The sequence below is a fragment of the Alkanindiges illinoisensis genome, assembly GCF_004377485.1.
In the GTDB taxonomy this organism is placed as follows: Bacteria; Pseudomonadota; Gammaproteobacteria; order Pseudomonadales; family Moraxellaceae; genus Alkanindiges; species Alkanindiges illinoisensis_A.
On the sequence record NZ_SNTY01000006.1, the window covers coordinates 26,012 to 43,096 of the forward strand.

Genomic DNA, 17,085 nt, shown 5'->3' on the forward strand with positions numbered 1-17,085 from the left:
TAATTTTAAAAAAATTGCTGAAGCCAGCGTAAAAATTAAGTTTTGCTTAATATCTTGGCATGCTGTTTGCGTTGTCCCCTGTAATCATCAAAGGGGATGAACATGTGTAATCAGCGTTGGGTATCAATATTTTGCATGGTGGCTGGTTTAGGGAGCACAGGCATTGCCTATGCTGCGCCCGATAATCTGGGTGAAATCAAGCTGGCAGTAGACAGTGTTTGGGTAGTCGTGGCAGCCATGCTGGTGTTTATGATGCAGGCCGGGTTTGCGCTGGTCGAAGGCGGCATGGTGCGTAGCAAAAATGCCGTGAATGTCATTATGAAAAACTATCTGGATGCCTGTTTCGGTGGCCTGGTGTTCTGGGCAGTGGGTTATGGCCTGATGTTCGGCACTAACAGCACTGGCTGGTTTGGGGCAAGTCATTTTTTCCCGGAGCAAATGGCCGACTGGGACTGGACGTTCATGTTCTTTCAAATGATGTTTGCTGCAACAGCCACCACGATTGCCAGTGGCGCTATGGCAGAACGTATTCATTTTGTGGCGTATCTGGCTGGTGCCTGTCTGGTGAGTGGCCTGATTTATCCGGTATTTGGCAGCTGGGCCTGGGGCAGTGCCCATGGTGGTGATGGTTGGCTTAAGGCAATGGGATTTATTGACTTTGCCGGCTCTACTGTGGTGCATTCGATTGGCGGCTGGGTAGCACTGGCTGGCATTATCTTGCTAGGGCCACGCATGGGCCGGTTCGATAGTCAGGGCCGTGCCCGCCATATTCCCGGCCACAATCTGAGCCTGGTTGCGCTGGGTGGTTTTATGCTGTGGCTGGCGTGGTTTGCCTTTAATGCAGGTTCGACAGTGGCAGCAGGGGGCAACATTGGCAAGATTGCATTAAACACCCATCTGGCAGCCTGTGCAGGTACTGTCACTTATCTGGTGCTGAGCTTAATACGCGGTAAGGCCATTTTGCTCACTGGCGCAATCAATGCCAGTTTGGGGGGATTGGTGGCAATTACTGCCGGGTGTGCCAGCATGTCACCGGTATTTGCCATTTTAACTGGCCTTATCGCAGGCATTGTGGTGACTCATGGGCCATTGTTGCTGGAGCGACTAGGGCTGGATGATGTAGTCGATGCCGTGAGTGTGCATGGTTTTTGCGGGGCATGGGGCACGATTGCAGCAGGTCTATTTTTTGAAGGACAGTTATTTAATCTGAACCGGGTGCTGGTGCAGTGCATTGGTGTATTTTCAGGGTTTATCTGGGGGTTTGGTGCAGCGCTGGTGGTGTACTTTGTCTTAAGCAAACTACTGGGCGGCCTGCGTGTATCACCACAGCATGAACAGCGTGGTCTGGATTATACCGAACATGCCGAACTGGCTTATCCCGAATTTCAGGATGCTGCGGTATTTGATCCTGATCAATTGAATAGCCGTCGCTAGTGGCCATCCAGGGAGGAGTGAAGACTATGAATTCTGATGCAAAGACGCACCTGAGTGTGGCGCAAAAACGGCAAGCAGTGGAAGAAGGATTAAAACCTTTTTTGCCAGACGATTATCTGCAGGACATACTGGAATTCTGGGAACTGCACTACAGCCATGAACCGGCATTTGTGCTGCAACGATTTTTAAATGAAATTTGCACCACTGCAACGTTAAAGTCACAGCGTTCCCAAATGCTGCAAAGTGTCCTGCTGGCCTTGTCAGCACGGGAGCGGGACAACCAGCTTGCCAGCAAGAAAACCAAGCCGGGAAAACCGGTATTGCGCCATGCTGAATCACTGGACATGCCCACCCGGTTTAAAGGGGATGAACACGCTCAGGCCTTAATGCAGTGCTTTACTGCTTTAAGCCAGCGCCTGTTTAAAACTGCACCTGCCCAGATTGATCGTAGCCTGCGACTATACTTGATGGATACCATTCCCAAGCTGAAAATGGGGAGTGACAGCATTCATGCCTTGCGGCTGTGGACAGGGACGGATATGGAAGCGCCACCTACTAGCTTGCTGACGATTGAGGATATGCAGCAGGTGATTAACCTGATTTATAGCGCCCTGTGTGAGTATGTGGGGCCAGTGAAGGCAGATCGGCAGTTAACGATGGCAGTCAGGTTTCTGGAAGAAAATCATCCAGAATGGCCTATTCGCCAGTTATTGTAGAGGGAGAAACTAGACTTATTAGCGCAAATGGTTATCAGTAGACAACAAAAAAGCAGGTCATATCCCTGCTTTTTTTACTGGTTCACACCAGACCAGTCAGCTTTTTTAGCGAAGCTAAACGTCTATACCAGCAGTTATTTCTCAACCGGACGCCACAGGCTTTCCAGATCATAAAACTTGCGGGCTGTTGGCAACATCACATGGACCACAACAAATCCTAAATCAATCAGAATCCATTCGGCATCACGCTCACCTTCAACACCAACAGGGCGGTATCCCTGTTTCTTGGCTTCTTCCGCCACGTTGTCAGCCAGCGCTTTCACATGACGGGTTGAGGTACCACTGGCAATCACAACCATATCGGAAATATTGGTCAGACCAGTAACGTCAAGCTCAACAATATTTTGGGCTTTAACATCATTCAAGGCAAAGCGTACGATTTCAAGGCATTCTTGTGCATTTTTATCGGTTTGATTTGCGGCGGAAAGTGCAGAGTTTGCGATAACACCAGTCGTAGTAAAGGTTTTATCGGATGTTGATGATTGACCTCGAGAAGGTTCAATATTCATACAGGGAATTAAATCCATACAATTAGGCACTATTACTATAGCGCAAATCTCAAAAAATTTCAATTTCGCTGTAATTGTTTTATTTTTAATCAATTAATAAAAAATTAGCCATTTTACAGTTAAAAAATGGCTAATAAAGACGGTTGAAAAATGTAAGAATTTTAGACAAACCTACTTTAGGTGGCTATGTGTGCTGGCTATAACCTTTACTTAATCAGGTTGAACATTGCGCTGAATGGCCTGAATCGCAGTGAGGGCAATCGTGTAAACAATGTCATCAACCAGTGCTCCACGAGACAGGTCATTAACCGGCTTGTTTAAGCCTTGCAGCATGGGGCCAACACTCACCACATTGGCACTACGCTGTACAGCCTTGTAAGTGGTATTGCCTGTATTTAAGTCAGGAAAAATAAACACGGTGGCACGTCCGGCAACGGGTGAATTGGGCGCTTTTTGTTGTCCCACACTTTCAATGGCCGCAGCATCATACTGGAGCGGGCCATCAATCAGCAGGTCCGGACGGCGCTCGCGGGCAATGCGGGTGGCTTCACGGACTTTGTCAACATCGGTGCCTGAACCAGATTCACCGGTGGAATAGCTAATCATAGCAACACGTGGGTCTATGCCAAAGGCCAGCGCAGATTCAGCACTTTGAATGGCGATTTCAGCCAGCTCTTGAGCATTCGGGTCTGGATTAATGGCACAGTCCCCATACACCACCACCTGATCCGGCAGCAGCATAAAAAATACGGAAGAAACCAGTGAGTAATCGGGTGCTGTTTTAATCAGCTGGAAAGCCGGGCGCACGGTATTGGCCGTGGTATGTACAGCGCCTGACACAAGGCCATCCACTTCGCCCAGTGCCAGCATCATGGTGCCCAGCACGACAGTATCCTGCAACTGGGCTTCGGCCATTGGCTCGGTGAGTTTGCCTTTGCGGCGTTCAACCATGGCACTAATGTACTGATGGTGAATCAGGTTGGGATCAATGATTTCCAGATCAGGCGGCAGGGTAATGGCACGCGCCTTGGCGACTGCTTCCACTTCTTCAGGCTTGGCCAGCAACACACATTGGGCAATACCGCGTGACTGGCAAATGGCTGCGGCCTGTACGGTTCTGGGTTCCGCGCCTTCAGGCAGTACAATCCGTTTTTTATGGCTTAGCGCGCGTTGTACCAGCTCATGCCGGAAAGCAGAAGGCGACAGCCGGGTTGCATAAGTCAGCGCACTGTGTGCCTTGAGCCAGTCCAGGTCAATATGACTGGACACAAAGCGGGTCACCTGTTCGGCACGTTCAATGTCATCACTGGGGATTTCATTGCTCATCTGGCTTAAGCGGCTCACGGTTTCAAAGGAATCCATGCCAACCGATAGTACCGGCAGTCCAGTTTTTAAGGCCGGGCGGCACAATTCAACAATGGCGGGATGCGGAGTATAGCCACCGGTTAGTAGCACGCCAGCCAGCGGAACACCATTCATGCTCGACAGTGCCGCAGCCACCAGAATATCATCGCGATCACCGGGCGTGACAATTAATGTACCCGGCTTAAAGCCCGGCAAGGCATTGCTCACGGTGCGCGCTGTTAAACTAGTGCGCTGTACCCGGCGCTGTTCAGCGTCGCCTACATTCAGCCACTCGGCATTCAGGACATCGGCCACATCCAGCGTGCGTGGCACACTCAAGGTATTACTAAACGGCACCAGGCCAATAATGGGGAATTGTTCGGTGCCCACCAGAGGTGAGAATGGCTGTACCTGTTCAATCAACTCTTGTAAAGGCTGGGTCAGACGCAGCGAGCTATCGGTGGCCAGTGGAATTTGTGCGCTATCAGCCGGCAAGCCCTGTACCCTCATTAAAATGGTGCCCAAGGTACGTGGTGACCCAGTGCCGCCAAAAGGCCGCAAATGCATATCAATGCGGTCGGCCAGTGCTTCCGGGTTTTGCATATCGGCTGTGGTGACCAGAATCACTTTGGCATCCAGTGCTTGCGCAAGGCCGATATTGAGCTGAGCCGCATAGCTGGCTTCTCCGGTAGGCACCACACCTTCCACCACCACCATATCCTTGCCCTGTGCCGCATCATGGTACAGGCTAATCACTTTCTCCAGCAGTTCATCCAGCTGGTTATCACCCAGCATGCGTTCGACCTGATGCTGGCCAATGGCAAGCGGAGGATTAAGGCCAAAGGTGCGACCAACCAGTGCCGAGGAGCGATCCGCACCACTGCCATTTAGCTCGGTTTGTACAAATGGTTTTAAGAAGCCTGATTTAATGCCCAGACAATCCAGTGCATGAATCAGCCCCAGACACGCTGATGTCAAACCAACGCCAATCCCGGTAGGAACCAGTAAAAATGTTTTCATTTTGCTTTCCTTAAATGCTGTTAACCTAATATTTAAAAATCATGCAATAGCTTGGCTTATTCAATCAGCCCTAAAACCTGCCGGGTTTCTACGGCAATCCGGCCTTCTTCATCGGTGGGAATTACCCAGATTTGCGGGCCTGCTCCAGCGTCAATGCGGCCTTCTGCACCCGCATACATGCGCTGGTTTTTTCCATCATCCAGCGTGCAGCCAAAATGTGGTAGCAAACTAATAGTCTTGGCGCGGATATCTGCTGCATTTTCACCAATGCCACCCGTAAAAATCAGGCCATGTAGGGCAGGCAAGGCACAGCTCATGGCTGCCAGTGACTTGGCCAGCCGGTAGCAAAACACATCCACCGCAAGCTGGGCTTTTTCATTGCCCTGTTTGGCAGCATCCACTAGCGTGCGCATGTCATTCGACAGTCCGGACAGGCCCAGCAAGCCACTATTACGGTTTAGCACTTCATCAATTTTAAGCAGTGACCAGCCCAGATTATCAGCCAGAAAACGGTGCAGGCCGGGATCAACATCGCCACTACGGGTGCCCATCACCACACCTTCCAGTGGAGTCAGACCCATGCTGGTATCCATGCTTTGGCCATTCCAGATGGCGCAGGTGGAACAACCGTTGCCTAAGTGAGCCGTGAGCCAGCCGCCCTGATCTGGCATGCCGGCAAGCGTATTGGCACGCTCACTCACATAGGCATGACTGGTGCCATGAAAGCCATAACGGCGCACCCCGTAGTCTGTATATAAAGTTTCTGGAAGGGCATAGCGGTAGGCATGTGGCGGCATACTTTGGTGAAAAGCCGTATCAAATACAGCCACTTGCGGTAAACTGGGAAATAACGCCAGCGTGGCTTCAATACCCAGCAGGTTGGCCGGATTGTGCAGGGGTGCCAGTGCCGAAGTTTGCCGGATGCTGGCCATCACTTGTGAATCAATCTGCACCGCCTGCGTAAATTTTTCACCACCATGGACAACCCGGTGACCAATCGCAGCAGGCTGATGATTTGATAACTGTTTAAGAATATATTGCAGCGCATCGGCATGGCTGGCTGGTTTAGCCTGTGCATCATTATTGTCGTTGAACTGATAGTTAAAGGTACTGCCATCTGCCTGTGTTCCTTTAATCCGGGCCTGTGCCGTTCCCAGATTTTCGGCCAGCCCGGCAATTCGCTGCTCAGCGCCAGTGCCACTACCAATCAGGGCATATTTAATGGATGAAGAACCGCAATTGATTACCAGGATGCAAGCAGACATATCATTCTCAGAATAAATTCCAGACCAAAGCAAAATATAAAGCCCATCAAGGGCATAGCAAACCCTACAGCAAAGTTGCCCAGTGTGCTAAAAAACAAAAGTAGCAAATAATGCTTAAGCGTTTAAGTATGAATCAGTAATCTTTGATGAATCTTAAATGAAACTGAGAATTGTTTTTACATAGGAATAATTTTTATAGACACTATTGTAAGATAGGTTTTTCAAAATTTTTTTAGTGGGGAATCGCAATGATTAAAACCGGCATGTATACAGCTTTGCTGGGGAGCAGTATTACTGTTGGCTGGTATGGCCAATGCGCATGAAGTCTATATTTTGCCATTAAGTGATTTACCGGAAGGCAAACAGGCACTGACTCCTGATAACAAAGGACTGGCGCTGAAATTTAGCCAGCATCCCCATCAGGTTAAATAAGCCGAGGGTTTAAGTTTCCAGTTGCTGTTTAATGGCAAGCCTGCGGCAAATACGGGTTTGCATGTTGAGCAGGCCGGTGCCATGCATCATGATGAAAATGAAGGCGAGGATAAACCGGATGTAATGTCTGATAAAGACGAACAGGTGCGGATTCAGTTTACACAGCCGGGTCAGTATTTAATTAAAACCAGCTACCCGCAAATGAGCTATCCAAACAGCAAGACTGGTGAGCAGCCTGCTGCTGATGTGTATCATTATGCGCTGACGATTACAGTGCGATAATTTATTCTCTATTCAGCAGACATCATAACAGGCATAAAAAAAGGGCTGCATTTGCAACCCTTTTTTATTTTCCAAAAGATTTTCTAGTCAGCTTAATGGCGAATCTGACCGTCACCCAGCACAATCCATTTTTGTGAGGTCAAGCCTTCCAGTCCCACAGGCCCGCGTGCATGAATCTTGTCGGTAGAAATGCCAATTTCTGCGCCAAGTCCATATTCAAAACCATCGGCAAAACGGGTAGAGGCATTCACCATGACCGAACTGGAATCCACTTCACGCAGGAACTGACGTGCCATGCTGTAGTTTTCAGTCACTATGGCATCGGTATGATGCGAGCCATACTGGTTAATATGGTCAATGGCCTGTGTAATGCCATCAACAATTTTGATGGCCAGTACTGGCCCCAGATATTCGGTATACCAGTCTTCTTCACTGGCTTTGGCAACTACTGTTTCACCCAGAATCCGCCGAGTTTCATCACAGCCGCGCAACTCTACGCCTTTTTCCAGATACAGCTCGGCAATCATCGGCAGGAAATCTTCAGCAATAGGTTCATCCAGCAGCAGGGTTTCCATGGCGTTGCACACGCCATAACGGTGGGTTTTGGCATTAAAGCAAATGGGCAGTGCTTTTTGCAGGTCGGCCTGACGCTCTACAAACACATGGCAGTTGCCGTCCAGATGCTTAATTACCGGAATGCTGGCTTCATTGGTAATGCGCTCAATCAGGCTTTTGCCACCGCGCGGTACAATCACATCAACAAATTCCGACATGGTAATCAGCAAGCCCACCGCATCCCGATCCGGTGTGTCAATCACTTGGACACAGTGCTCAGGCAAATGGGCAGCGCGCAAGCCGTTCTGAATGCATTTGGCAATGGCCTGATTGGATTCAAAGGCCTCGGAGCCGCCACGCAAAATGATGGCATTACCGGATTTTAACGCCAAAGACGCTGCTTCCAGCGTCACATTGGGACGGGATTCATAAATCATCCCCACCACACCCAGTGGCACCCGCATCTTGCCAATTTGAATACCCGACGGACGGTAAGCTAGATCGGTAATTACCCCCACAGGGTCAATCAGTGCAATCACATCCTTGAGTCCCTGCAACATGCCTTCAAAACGTACAGGCGTAAGTTCCAGCCGATCCAGCAAGGCAGCATCCAGATTACGTTCCTGACCGCGTTGCATATCTTTGGCATTGGCTGCCAGAATGTGTTGTCGTCCGGTTTTAAGGGCATCATAAATACAGGATAGTGCAGCATTTTTCTTTTCTGTCGGCGCACCTGATAGCACACGTGCGGCAGCACGTGCTTGTTGCCCTAACGTTTGCATATAATCATTGAGTGATGCGGACATTGATATTTCCAATAAGGTATAAAGATTGAATGGGCTAGTTTAGCAGCAAACTACTTTTAGCGGTATATTTGAAGCAAGTGTGCGGATTGTGTCACTGTTCAAGATCTTTTGTTCATCAGAATTATATTATTTTAGTAGTTAATGTGCTGTTCACAAGCCAGTAACTTATGGTATATCTAGCAATCACAGAAAGTCTGTAATGAAATGACCAGTAAAGGAATAACTGGAAATGCTGACAGTGATGTCATAAAAGAAATGTAGGTAGCGATGTGAATGGAATTCATGCTGCTTATTACTGAAATTAGCCACGCTATACCAAGGGATGTCGTGGGGTTACAAGGAGTGTGTTATGAATGCCGTGTGGGCGTTAGGGCAACAGGATATGCATGATAGCTTGATCCAGCGAATTCAACCTCATTGTTTTTTTGACACCTATACGCGTAACAGCTTTAAGGAACCCAGCCGGGCACACTGGATTGATGGCTGGAAAATCGAATATGTGGCCTTTGGCCTCGAAGAAACCATGCATTTGCCACCTGTGGTCATTATTGGTGGTGCCTTTCAGAATTTTAATTCCTATAAATACTGTGTAGAACAACTACTGGAATGTGGCCCAATCATTCTGGTGGACTTGCCTTCAATGGGCGGTAACCAGCAAATTACCAACGTGGAAACAGGTGCGTCTGCAGGCATTCTGGAATTGCCAGAGCTATCAGGTATGCTGGGTCGCTGGATGGATGAAGTAGGCTTAAACAAGGTTTCCATTATGGGCATGTCACTGGGTTCAGTGGTGGCTTCCCATTTTGCCGACCAGCGTCCTGAAAAAATTGAGCGGCTGGTGCTGATGGGTGTGATGCAAAAAACCCGTCCCAGCTGGCGCATGTTGCTGGAAGAATCCCTGCACCTGATGCGTGAAGACCGCATGGAAGAATTTGGTCAGGCCGTCATTTTATACCTGATTAATCATGCCCGCCTTGACCAGACCCGGATGTCACCCACAGCCAAGCGCCTGTTTTTTAGGCAAATGGCTGATTTTGCCACGACCGAACGGCTGCGTTACGAAATTAACTGTAATCGATTGCTGCGCCTGAAACATGTGCCCAGTCCACAATGCAAAACTATGGTGGCCTGTGGTGAGTTTGATAGCTTTACCCTGCCATTTGAAAATGCCAACTTTGCCCTGCAGTGCAAGGACATGCAGTTTGCCATGATTGAAAATGCCGATCATGTGCCTCAGTTGCAGCGCCGCAAGGAAACCATGAACCTGTTTGCAACTTTCCTGCAAGGCAAGGACATTGCCGAGGTGGAAGGCGTGCGGGTGCTCAACCGTGAGCAAATGCAAAACATGGAGCGTCGCGGGGAAGCACGGCTACAGCTTAAACAGTCCAGCTATCTGATGCGCCACCGGCTACAGCCTGAGCTGGAAACCAGTGTTAATGTAGTAGACATTAACTTTTTTGGTGTGCTGATTGATGCAGGCAGTGTAGAAATGGCGCAGCAGTTGTTGTCACAGCCGCGTGATATGCGCTTATGCCTGACTGATATCGATGGACAAGAGCTTGGACTGGAATGCCTGATTTTTGAGGCACAAGGACAGCGGGTACGGGCCTTGTTCAAGCATGGCAACTTTGAAAATGCTGCACGTTTGCAGGATTTGCTAAAAAGTGATGCCGTAGTAGGTCTGTTAAGTTGAGTGGCTGTGATGTTGAGTAGCGTTAAACGTTGATTTTAAAATATAATCAATAAGATTTGAAATACCCGGTTTTACTGGCAGTAAGGCTATTTCCGACTTACTGTCAGTTTTTTTATCTGTTAATGGATCAGTCTCTATTATCTTTTTCTAAAGCTCGTCGCGAATTAACTCTTATAAAAGCAAAACTTATAAAAACCATGCCTGTTAACACAAATGGGTAACAGGCTTGAAGCCAGATTAGTAGCCTGTCAGGTTGTTATAAATTTCCCACAAGGCAATCAGAATCAGCAATGCAATTAATGGTTCCAGTACCAGAAAGAAACGTGGGGCTGGGCGTTGTGAAGGCAATTCAATGCTTGCATGGCCATAACTGGGATCGTGCTGGTCGTGATGTAAATCCGGATCATGCGCTACAGCAGAATCGGTATGGTGTGCATGGTCAGGCGTTTGCGTGTTCATTTGGCTGGCATCCATCATCAGTTTATTCAAGCTTGCAATACTGGCGTTCAGATCAACTGCTGTTTCTGTAGTAGCAGTCTGGCCCTGTAATTCGGTCAAATTTAACACGTGCCACACCTGATCTGGTGCAGCACCAGCCAGATATTCTGTCTGTCCCTGAATCAGTTCGGACACCCCGGCTTGTTCCAGATTGGCTGTGAGATCTAGGCTATGAATTTCATCACTGGCATAGCCATACAACTGGTCAAGTACGCTTTTAAATTCGCTAACAGGCAGGGCAGTGGTTGCTGCAAGCTGGCTGATGGCCTGATCATCAAGGCCTTGCCAGAGTATGTTATGCTTTTGTGCGGCAATGGCCTGGTACAAGGCCTGACTGTTGCTACGGTCAAGCACAATAAGCTGACCCAGCATAATGGCCAGCAATTCGCGCTGGCCGTCAGCATCAATGGCTGGCACAAGCGCCTGAATTTCAGTCTGGCGACTATTTTGCAAGTGATCAAGTAGTGAAAACGCCATTCGGTGTTCCTCGGTTAAGCTAAAAACCTGTTAATGCCGTCTGTTAGTCCCGCCTGTTAATCCAAAATACGCAAGCTGGGTTTTTTAGTTGGAGCTTTAGCAGCATTTTGGTCGGCAGCCTGATCTGTTTCGTTTTGAACACCATCTGCGGACTGATCTGCGGTACTGGCTTGATAGCTTTCATATTCCTGCGGGTCAAAAAACAGGCCTTGTCCATTTTCACGGGCATACAATCCCAGTACGGCAGCCATGGGAATATACAGTTGCTGTGAAACGCCGCCAAAACGAGCACTAAAGCTGACTGCATCATTGTCCATCACCATGTGGTGTACGGCATGTGGTGCAATATTCAATACAATCTGGCCATCCTGTACATGCTGGCGCGGTACATGCACGTTGGGCAGTTCAGCATTGACCAGCAGGTAAGGTGTCAGTTTGTTGTCATTGGTCCATTCATAAATTGCCCGGAGCAAATACGGACGGGTTGGGATCATTTCAGTAGACATGGCATTACCTGTACAGTGGATTTTGCTGTTTATGGCGTTCTGATTCGGTCAGCGAGGCAATAAAAGCAGGTCGTTCAAAAAGTCTTTTACAATAGGCCAGTAGCGGCTTGCAATGGGCGCTTGGTAAATGAATCTGCATTTGTGGCAGACGCCATAACAATGGCGCTAATATACAGTCGTTATAGCCAAATTGCTCGTTCATAAAAAACGGAAAGTGAGAAAACAGGGGCGACAGGCTCACCAGTGACTGGCTTAAGCTATGGCGGGCCTCGCGGGCCGCTTTTTCATCCAGCGTATCAGGATGGCGCAGCAGGATATCGGCCAGTTTCATCCAGTCCTGTTCGATGCGCCACGCATACTGGCGTTGTTCAGCACGCAAATTGGGTGTGTCGGGGAGTAATTTGGCTTGCCGGTAACGCTCGTCCAGATATTCTAAAATGACATGGCTTTCATACAGGCGCACCTGACGTTCCACCAGCGTTGGCAACTGATTATAGGGATTGAGGTCGGCCACATCTTCGGAAAATTCATCCACCAGCACCAGTTGGTACTTCACATTTTTTTCGGCCAGCGCCAGCCGGATACGATGGCTATAATGATCATCGGGATGGCTATAAAGAACAATACCTTGCTGGGGGGCTAACTCGTTATTCATATTGCCAAAAGGCTATGTCACTAAAATTTCAGGATACTTGAGATTATAGCGCGATTAAATGGATTGCCCGGTAATAACATCGTTTTATTTTTGCAGGCTTAAGCATTTTAATTTTTGTGACATTAAATGCGTTATGTTTAATCACACGCTAGAGTGTCCTAACCTGGCGATGGTGAATCAAACTGGTAGGAGCAACCAATGAATCTGGATTTGTTTGAAGGATTACCTGATGAAACAGAAAATGCTGAGCCTGAAAAAACCAGCATCGAAAAAATTGGGGAGCAGTCGGTGGTACTGCGCCAGTTTGCCAGCGCCATGCAGCATGATCTCATCACGGCAATTGACCAGATTGCAGCACGCGCGCCATTTCGGCAGATGGTCACGCCGGGAGGTTACCGGATGTCTGCCGCCATGACCAATTGTGGCACACTGGGCTGGGTCACTGACCGGCAGGGCTATCGCTATCAAGCTTTTGATCCATTGACTGGCAAACCATGGCCAGCAATGCCGGTTATCTTTAAAACGCTGGCAATACAGGCTGCCAGCCTTGCCGGGTTTAATGATTTTCAGCCGGACGCCTGCCTGATCAATGAATATGCCATTGGGGCAAAAATGTCGCTGCATCAGGATAAAAATGAAAAAGACCTAAGCCAGCCTGTGGTATCGGTATCACTAGGAATGGCTGCCACATTTTTGTTTGGTGGATTGCAACGGCAGGATAAATCGCAAAAAATTTTGCTACAGCATGGCGATGTGGTGGTATGGGGCGGGGTAGACCGTCTGCGCTACCATGGTATTTTAGCGTTAAAGGCTGGCTGCCATCCGCTACTGGGCGAGCGGCGTATTAACTTTACCTTCAGGTGCGCAGGTTAAATAAAGGCAGGCTACAACACGATGATTGAGTCTTCTGCGATTAGCGCCAGTCAACAACAGCTGTTTAAACAGGCCAGCCGCTTTTTAGCCAGTCTTGATAACGACTGGCAACAACACATTGCCAGGGTGGGAGAATGCCAGCTTGAGCTAAAACCGGTGCAACAGCCATACGAAGCCCTGATTCGGGCCATTGCACACCAGCAGCTACATGGCAAGGCAGCACAAGCCATTTTAAATCGGCTGTTAACGCTTTATGAGGGAAAGTTTCCCACCGCCCTGCAACTGATACAGACCGATCCACAGCTGATCCGTGCCTGCGGATTTTCGGCACGTAAGCTAGACAGTATTCTCGGCATTGCACAGGCTCAGTTGCAAGGTGGAATCCCTGATTTTAGTACCGCCCAGAAAATGCAGAGTGAACAGTTAATTGCGCAGTTAACCCAGCTCAAAGGGGTGGGACGCTGGACGGTTGAAATGCTACTGATTTTTAATCTGGGGCGGCTGGATGTGTTGCCTGTGGATGATTATGCAGTGCAGCAGGGCTATCGGCGGCTTAAAAAACTGGAACAGGCCCCCAGCAAAAAGGAGTTGCGCACTATTGGTGAACAACTGGCGCCTTATCAAAGTGTGGCAGCCTGGTATCTATGGCGTATGATGGATTAAACATTGCTTAGCTGCTTTTAAAATAATTCGCTTGAGTAGTACAGGAGTTTGTCATGCCCGTTCAGTTGCCCAATAAGTTACCGACCATTGGCACCTCGATTTTTACCCAGATGACGCAACTGGCACAGCAAACCGGGGCATTAAACCTGTCGCAGGGTTTTCCAGATTTTGACAGTCCACCAGAGCTGCTGGAGGCGCTTAAAAGCTTTGCTAGTCAGGGTTTTCAGCAATATGCGCCAATGCAGGGTTTACCAGCCTTGCGTGAACAAGTGGCGCTTAGCATTCAACAGCGCTATGGCTGGCTACCGGATGTTGCCAGTGAAGTTGCCATCACCCCCGGTGCAACGGCGGCAATTTTTTGTGTGATTCAGGCGGTAGTGCAGGCAGGTGATGAGGTGATTGTGTTTGATCCCTGCTATGACAGTTATGATCCGGCCACCCGCTTAGCCGGTGGCGTGTGTATTCATGTGCCGTTGCAGGCGGATTTTTGCATTGATTGGCAGCGTTTTAAAGACGCGATCTCGGCCAAAACACGGTTGGTGATTATTAATTTTCCACATAATCCCAGCGGGGCTGTCATAAGTGCGCAGAACTTAAAAACCCTGTATGACATTATCGAACCCTATAATATTCTGGTGCTGAGTGATGAAGTATATGAATATCTGGTGTTTGATGGGCAGCCCTATGCCAGTGTGCTTGGGTTGCCAGAACTGGCAGCACGTTCGTTTATGATTGGCTCGTTTGGAAAAACCTTTCATGTGACCGGCTGGAAAACCGGCTATGTGGTGGCAACACCAGAACTGATGCAGGCATTTTTAAAGGTGCACCAGTATGTGAATTTTTGTGGGGTCACACCAATCCAGCATGCACTGGCAACGTTTATGCAGCAGCATCCCGAGCATATTAATCAATTAGCCGGTTTTTATCAGGCCAAGCGCGACCTGTTTGGCCAGTTGCTTCAACCTTCAGCATTTAAATTACTACCCAGCCGGGGCACTTATTTTCAGTTGCTGGATTATTCAGCCATTCGCAATGATCTGGATGATGTGGCCATGAGTCAGTGGCTGGTACATCAACATGCCATTGCCACCATTCCCATTTCGGTATTTTATGAACAGCCCATTCAAGGCCAGCGCCTGATTCGCTTGTGTTTTGCCAAAACTGAAGCCACCTTGCAACAGGCAGCACAACGCCTTTGCCAGATTGCCTAAAACTTCATTAATGAAGTAGTCTTACAGTTAATCTTGCGCATCAGTTGGCTTGGGATCATCCTGCTGACGTAGCATGTGCAGGCCAATTTCAATTTGCTGCTGGATGTAATCGCGCAATGCCATTTTTTCTTCATCAGAGGCATTGATGTCTTTATGCCAGGTGGTCAGGCGTGGCATAAACTGGTAAGCCAGTGCCTTGGGCTTGGGTAAAAAGGGAATGTGCTTGTAACCGGTTACAAGGGGAAAGAAAAACTCGCCATGACGCAAGAACCGTGCAGAAAAACCACTTTTTTGCGCTAGTTTACCCAGCCATGACTGTTTAAAGTCATTGCCATCATAGACAATATCCAGCGTTTCCTCGCCACCCAGTGCCGCAAATGGAATAATGTCATAGCCATGCTGGATGGCCAGTTCAATAAAGCCCAGACGCTGCTTCCAGAATAACTGATAGGCCTCGCCCTTGTGCTTGAGCACTTCACGCGAACCACCCGGATAAATCAGGATATGCTGCCGCGCCTGCATGAGCCTGTCCACTGCCTGCCGTGTGCCATCAAAGGCGCCAAACTGTTGCAGCGCACCGCGCCATAGCGGAAAATAAAAATGAAAATGATCCGCCAGGCCGCGCAACCAGATTTTCTTATACTGATAAATGCCCAGCACAAAAGCAGGCGAATCAAAGCCATAAATGGTGTGATTGCCGACATACAATGCCGGGCGTTTGGCATCCAGATGCTCCAAACCATAAAAGCGCGGCTTAAACCAGCGTTTGCTCAGCCACCAGACCGGCTGTACCAGCGGAGCGGGTAGCGGTTGAAAATCAGCAACAAGGCTTGAGGATGTGTTCATGGCAAGCCGTCTTGAAGTTATTAAGCAAAGCAAAGTGGGTTAATCAGAGCTTTGGTTGTAGCTTGAACTGTAGTGAATCACAAGACAGATTTGTAGCGTAAATTTATGGGTTAATGTAGAACACAGTCCTGACGATCACGAAGATAATAAAGATATTTAATGAAGCTGTAAAAACTGAAGTAAAATGGCAGGTAATAAAAAACCCCGGTTTCCCGGGGTTTTTGCACAACTCGCCCCACAGGGCAAACGTATTAACGTTTGGAGAATTGTGGACGCTTGCGCGCTTTGCGCAGACCGAGCTTTTTACGCTCAACTTCACGCGCATCACGGGTAACAAAACCAGCCTGACGCAGTGCAGATTTCAGGGTTTCGTCAGTTGCAATCAGCGCACGGGTAATACCGTGACGAATTGCACCAGCCTGACCACCGATACCACCACCTTTAACAGTGACGAAAATATCGTATTTGCCAACAGCGTCGATCAGCTCTAATGGCTGACGAACGACCATACGGGCAGTTTCGCGGCCAAAATAGGTGTCTAGATCACGGTTGTTGATAGTGATTTTACCTGAACCTGAGGACAGGAACACACGAGCGGTTGCGGTCTTACGGCGACCAGTACCATAATTAGTTGCCATGTCGTTTCTTCCTTAGATGTCCAAAACCTGTGGCTGTTGAGCAGTATGTGGATGCTCACTGCCAGCGTATACTTTCATTTTCTTGATCATGGCATAGCCCAGAGGACCTTTTGGCAGCATGCCTTTAACAGCACGTTGCAACACTTCTTCTGGCTTATGGCTGATCAGCTTTTCAAAGTTGGTTTCTTTCAAACCACCTGGGAATTCGCTATGACGATAGTACATTTTGTTCTGTGACTTAGTACCAGTTACTTGTACACGCTCAGCATTGATGACAACAATGTAGTCGCCAGTATCAACGTGAGGGGTGAAAGATGTCTTGTGCTTGCCACGTAGGCGACGAGCGATTTCAGTCGCGAGACGACCGAGAGTTTTGCCTGATGCGTCAACAACATACCAGTCGTGTTGCACTTCAGCAGGCTTGGCGCTGAGAGTTTTCATTGACCACTACCTATTATCGTTGGTTTGAACCTTAAAGCAGTCCAAACAAAATGGAGCGCGAATTTTAGTGAAAATTGAGCAAAATAACAACCTTTACCCAGATAAAAAGCAAAAGTTTTAGTTAGGATTTAAAAATTGATTAAACGGCCAGGTATAGGTAA

At 48.5% G+C, this 17,085-nt stretch carries 18 protein-coding genes; 8 read left to right on the forward strand and 10 right to left on the reverse strand.

What is annotated here, in order from left to right; all coding sequences use genetic code 11:
- Window positions 1–135 precede the first annotated feature (135 nt).
- Together E2B99_RS01045 and E2B99_RS01050 are read left to right on the forward strand one after the other, a co-directional pair.
- Entirely contained in the window at window positions 136–1,434 is a 1,299-nt protein-coding gene (locus E2B99_RS01045) for an ammonium transporter (RefSeq protein WP_134243206.1), read from the forward strand.
- 26 nt (window positions 1,435–1,460) lie between these two features.
- Window positions 1,461–2,150 (forward strand): hypothetical protein, encoded by a 690-nt coding sequence (locus E2B99_RS01050; RefSeq protein ID WP_134243158.1) that lies wholly within the window; start codon window positions 1,461–1,463, stop codon window positions 2,148–2,150.
- 134 nt (window positions 2,151–2,284) lie between these two features.
- Here the strand turns inward: E2B99_RS01050 and rsfS are convergent, their stop codons facing one another.
- From rsfS to E2B99_RS01065, 3 genes are all read right to left on the reverse strand, one after another.
- The gene (rsfS, locus tag E2B99_RS01055; RefSeq protein ID WP_026471348.1) at window positions 2,285–2,719 is read right to left on the reverse strand and encodes a ribosome silencing factor; all 435 of its coding nucleotides are present in this window, start codon (window positions 2,717–2,719) and stop codon (window positions 2,285–2,287) included.
- A 210-nt stretch (window positions 2,720–2,929) separates the two neighbouring features.
- Window positions 2,930–5,083, reverse strand: a complete 2,154-nt coding sequence (pta, locus tag E2B99_RS01060) for a phosphate acetyltransferase (RefSeq protein ID WP_134243159.1) — start codon at window positions 5,081–5,083, stop codon at window positions 2,930–2,932.
- A gap of 56 nt (window positions 5,084–5,139) precedes the next feature.
- Window positions 5,140–6,348 carry an acetate/propionate family kinase gene (locus tag E2B99_RS01065; RefSeq protein WP_134243160.1) on the reverse strand — a complete coding sequence of 403 codons (1,209 nt, stop codon included), beginning with the start codon at window positions 6,346–6,348 and terminating at the stop codon, window positions 5,140–5,142.
- A gap of 297 nt (window positions 6,349–6,645) precedes the next feature.
- Here E2B99_RS01065 and E2B99_RS14965 point away from each other — a divergent pair, with 297 nt between their 5' ends.
- Together E2B99_RS14965 and E2B99_RS01070 are read left to right on the forward strand one after the other, a co-directional pair.
- On the forward strand, window positions 6,646–6,780 hold the full coding sequence (locus tag E2B99_RS14965; protein ID WP_276320925.1) for a hypothetical protein: 135 nt from the start codon (window positions 6,646–6,648) through the stop codon (window positions 6,778–6,780).
- Window positions 6,781–6,801: 21 nt separating this feature from the next.
- Complete coding sequence (locus tag E2B99_RS01070; RefSeq protein WP_134243161.1) at window positions 6,802–7,062, forward strand: hypothetical protein; 261 nt, start codon at window positions 6,802–6,804, stop codon at window positions 7,060–7,062.
- Window positions 7,063–7,154: 92 nt separating this feature from the next.
- Here the strand turns inward: E2B99_RS01070 and E2B99_RS01075 are convergent, their stop codons facing one another.
- Window positions 7,155–8,423: a glutamate-5-semialdehyde dehydrogenase gene (locus tag E2B99_RS01075; protein ID WP_134243162.1), complete on the reverse strand. Its 1,269-nt coding sequence runs from the start codon at window positions 8,421–8,423 to the stop codon at window positions 7,155–7,157.
- Window positions 8,424–8,805: 382 nt separating this feature from the next.
- On the opposite strand from E2B99_RS01075, the gene E2B99_RS01080 reads away from it, so the two are divergent.
- A complete protein-coding gene (locus tag E2B99_RS01080; protein ID WP_240687684.1) occupies window positions 8,806–10,116 on the forward strand; it encodes an alpha/beta fold hydrolase in 1,311 nt (436 codons plus the stop codon).
- Window positions 10,117–10,353: 237 nt separating this feature from the next.
- On the opposite strand, the gene E2B99_RS01085 is transcribed toward E2B99_RS01080, so the two are convergent.
- Genes E2B99_RS01085 through E2B99_RS01095 form a run of 3 tightly spaced genes read right to left on the reverse strand, consistent with a single transcriptional unit; the run spans window position 10,354 to window position 12,252 of the window.
- Complete coding sequence (locus E2B99_RS01085) at window positions 10,354–11,091, reverse strand: hypothetical protein (RefSeq protein ID WP_134243164.1); 738 nt, start codon at window positions 11,089–11,091, stop codon at window positions 10,354–10,356.
- A 56-nt stretch (window positions 11,092–11,147) separates the two neighbouring features.
- The gene (locus E2B99_RS01090) at window positions 11,148–11,597 is read right to left on the reverse strand and encodes a ClpXP protease specificity-enhancing factor (RefSeq protein WP_134243165.1); all 450 of its coding nucleotides are present in this window, start codon (window positions 11,595–11,597) and stop codon (window positions 11,148–11,150) included.
- 4 nt (window positions 11,598–11,601) lie between these two features.
- Complete coding sequence (locus E2B99_RS01095; protein ID WP_134243166.1) at window positions 11,602–12,252, reverse strand: glutathione S-transferase N-terminal domain-containing protein; 651 nt, start codon at window positions 12,250–12,252, stop codon at window positions 11,602–11,604.
- Window positions 12,253–12,450: 198 nt separating this feature from the next.
- Here E2B99_RS01095 and alkB point away from each other — a divergent pair, with 198 nt between their 5' ends.
- The 3 genes from alkB to E2B99_RS01110 are packed head-to-tail and all read left to right on the forward strand — an operon-like array spanning window position 12,451 to window position 14,999.
- Entirely contained in the window at window positions 12,451–13,125 is a 675-nt protein-coding gene (gene alkB / locus E2B99_RS01100) for a DNA oxidative demethylase AlkB (protein ID WP_134243167.1), read from the forward strand.
- A 21-nt stretch (window positions 13,126–13,146) separates the two neighbouring features.
- The gene (locus tag E2B99_RS01105) at window positions 13,147–13,788 is read left to right on the forward strand and encodes a DNA-3-methyladenine glycosylase family protein (protein ID WP_134243168.1); all 642 of its coding nucleotides are present in this window, start codon (window positions 13,147–13,149) and stop codon (window positions 13,786–13,788) included.
- A gap of 53 nt (window positions 13,789–13,841) precedes the next feature.
- A complete protein-coding gene (locus E2B99_RS01110; RefSeq protein WP_134243169.1) occupies window positions 13,842–14,999 on the forward strand; it encodes a methionine aminotransferase in 1,158 nt (385 codons plus the stop codon).
- 27 nt (window positions 15,000–15,026) lie between these two features.
- On the opposite strand, the gene E2B99_RS01115 is transcribed toward E2B99_RS01110, so the two are convergent.
- From E2B99_RS01115 to rplM, 3 genes are all read right to left on the reverse strand, one after another.
- The gene (locus E2B99_RS01115; RefSeq protein ID WP_134243170.1) at window positions 15,027–15,845 is read right to left on the reverse strand and encodes a lysophospholipid acyltransferase family protein; all 819 of its coding nucleotides are present in this window, start codon (window positions 15,843–15,845) and stop codon (window positions 15,027–15,029) included.
- Window positions 15,846–16,096: 251 nt separating this feature from the next.
- On the reverse strand, window positions 16,097–16,483 hold the full coding sequence (rpsI, locus tag E2B99_RS01120) for a 30S ribosomal protein S9 (protein ID WP_026471335.1): 387 nt from the start codon (window positions 16,481–16,483) through the stop codon (window positions 16,097–16,099).
- 12 nt (window positions 16,484–16,495) lie between these two features.
- Window positions 16,496–16,924 carry a 50S ribosomal protein L13 gene (gene rplM / locus E2B99_RS01125; RefSeq protein WP_134243171.1) on the reverse strand — a complete coding sequence of 143 codons (429 nt, stop codon included), beginning with the start codon at window positions 16,922–16,924 and terminating at the stop codon, window positions 16,496–16,498.
- Window positions 16,925–17,085 lie beyond the last annotated feature (161 nt).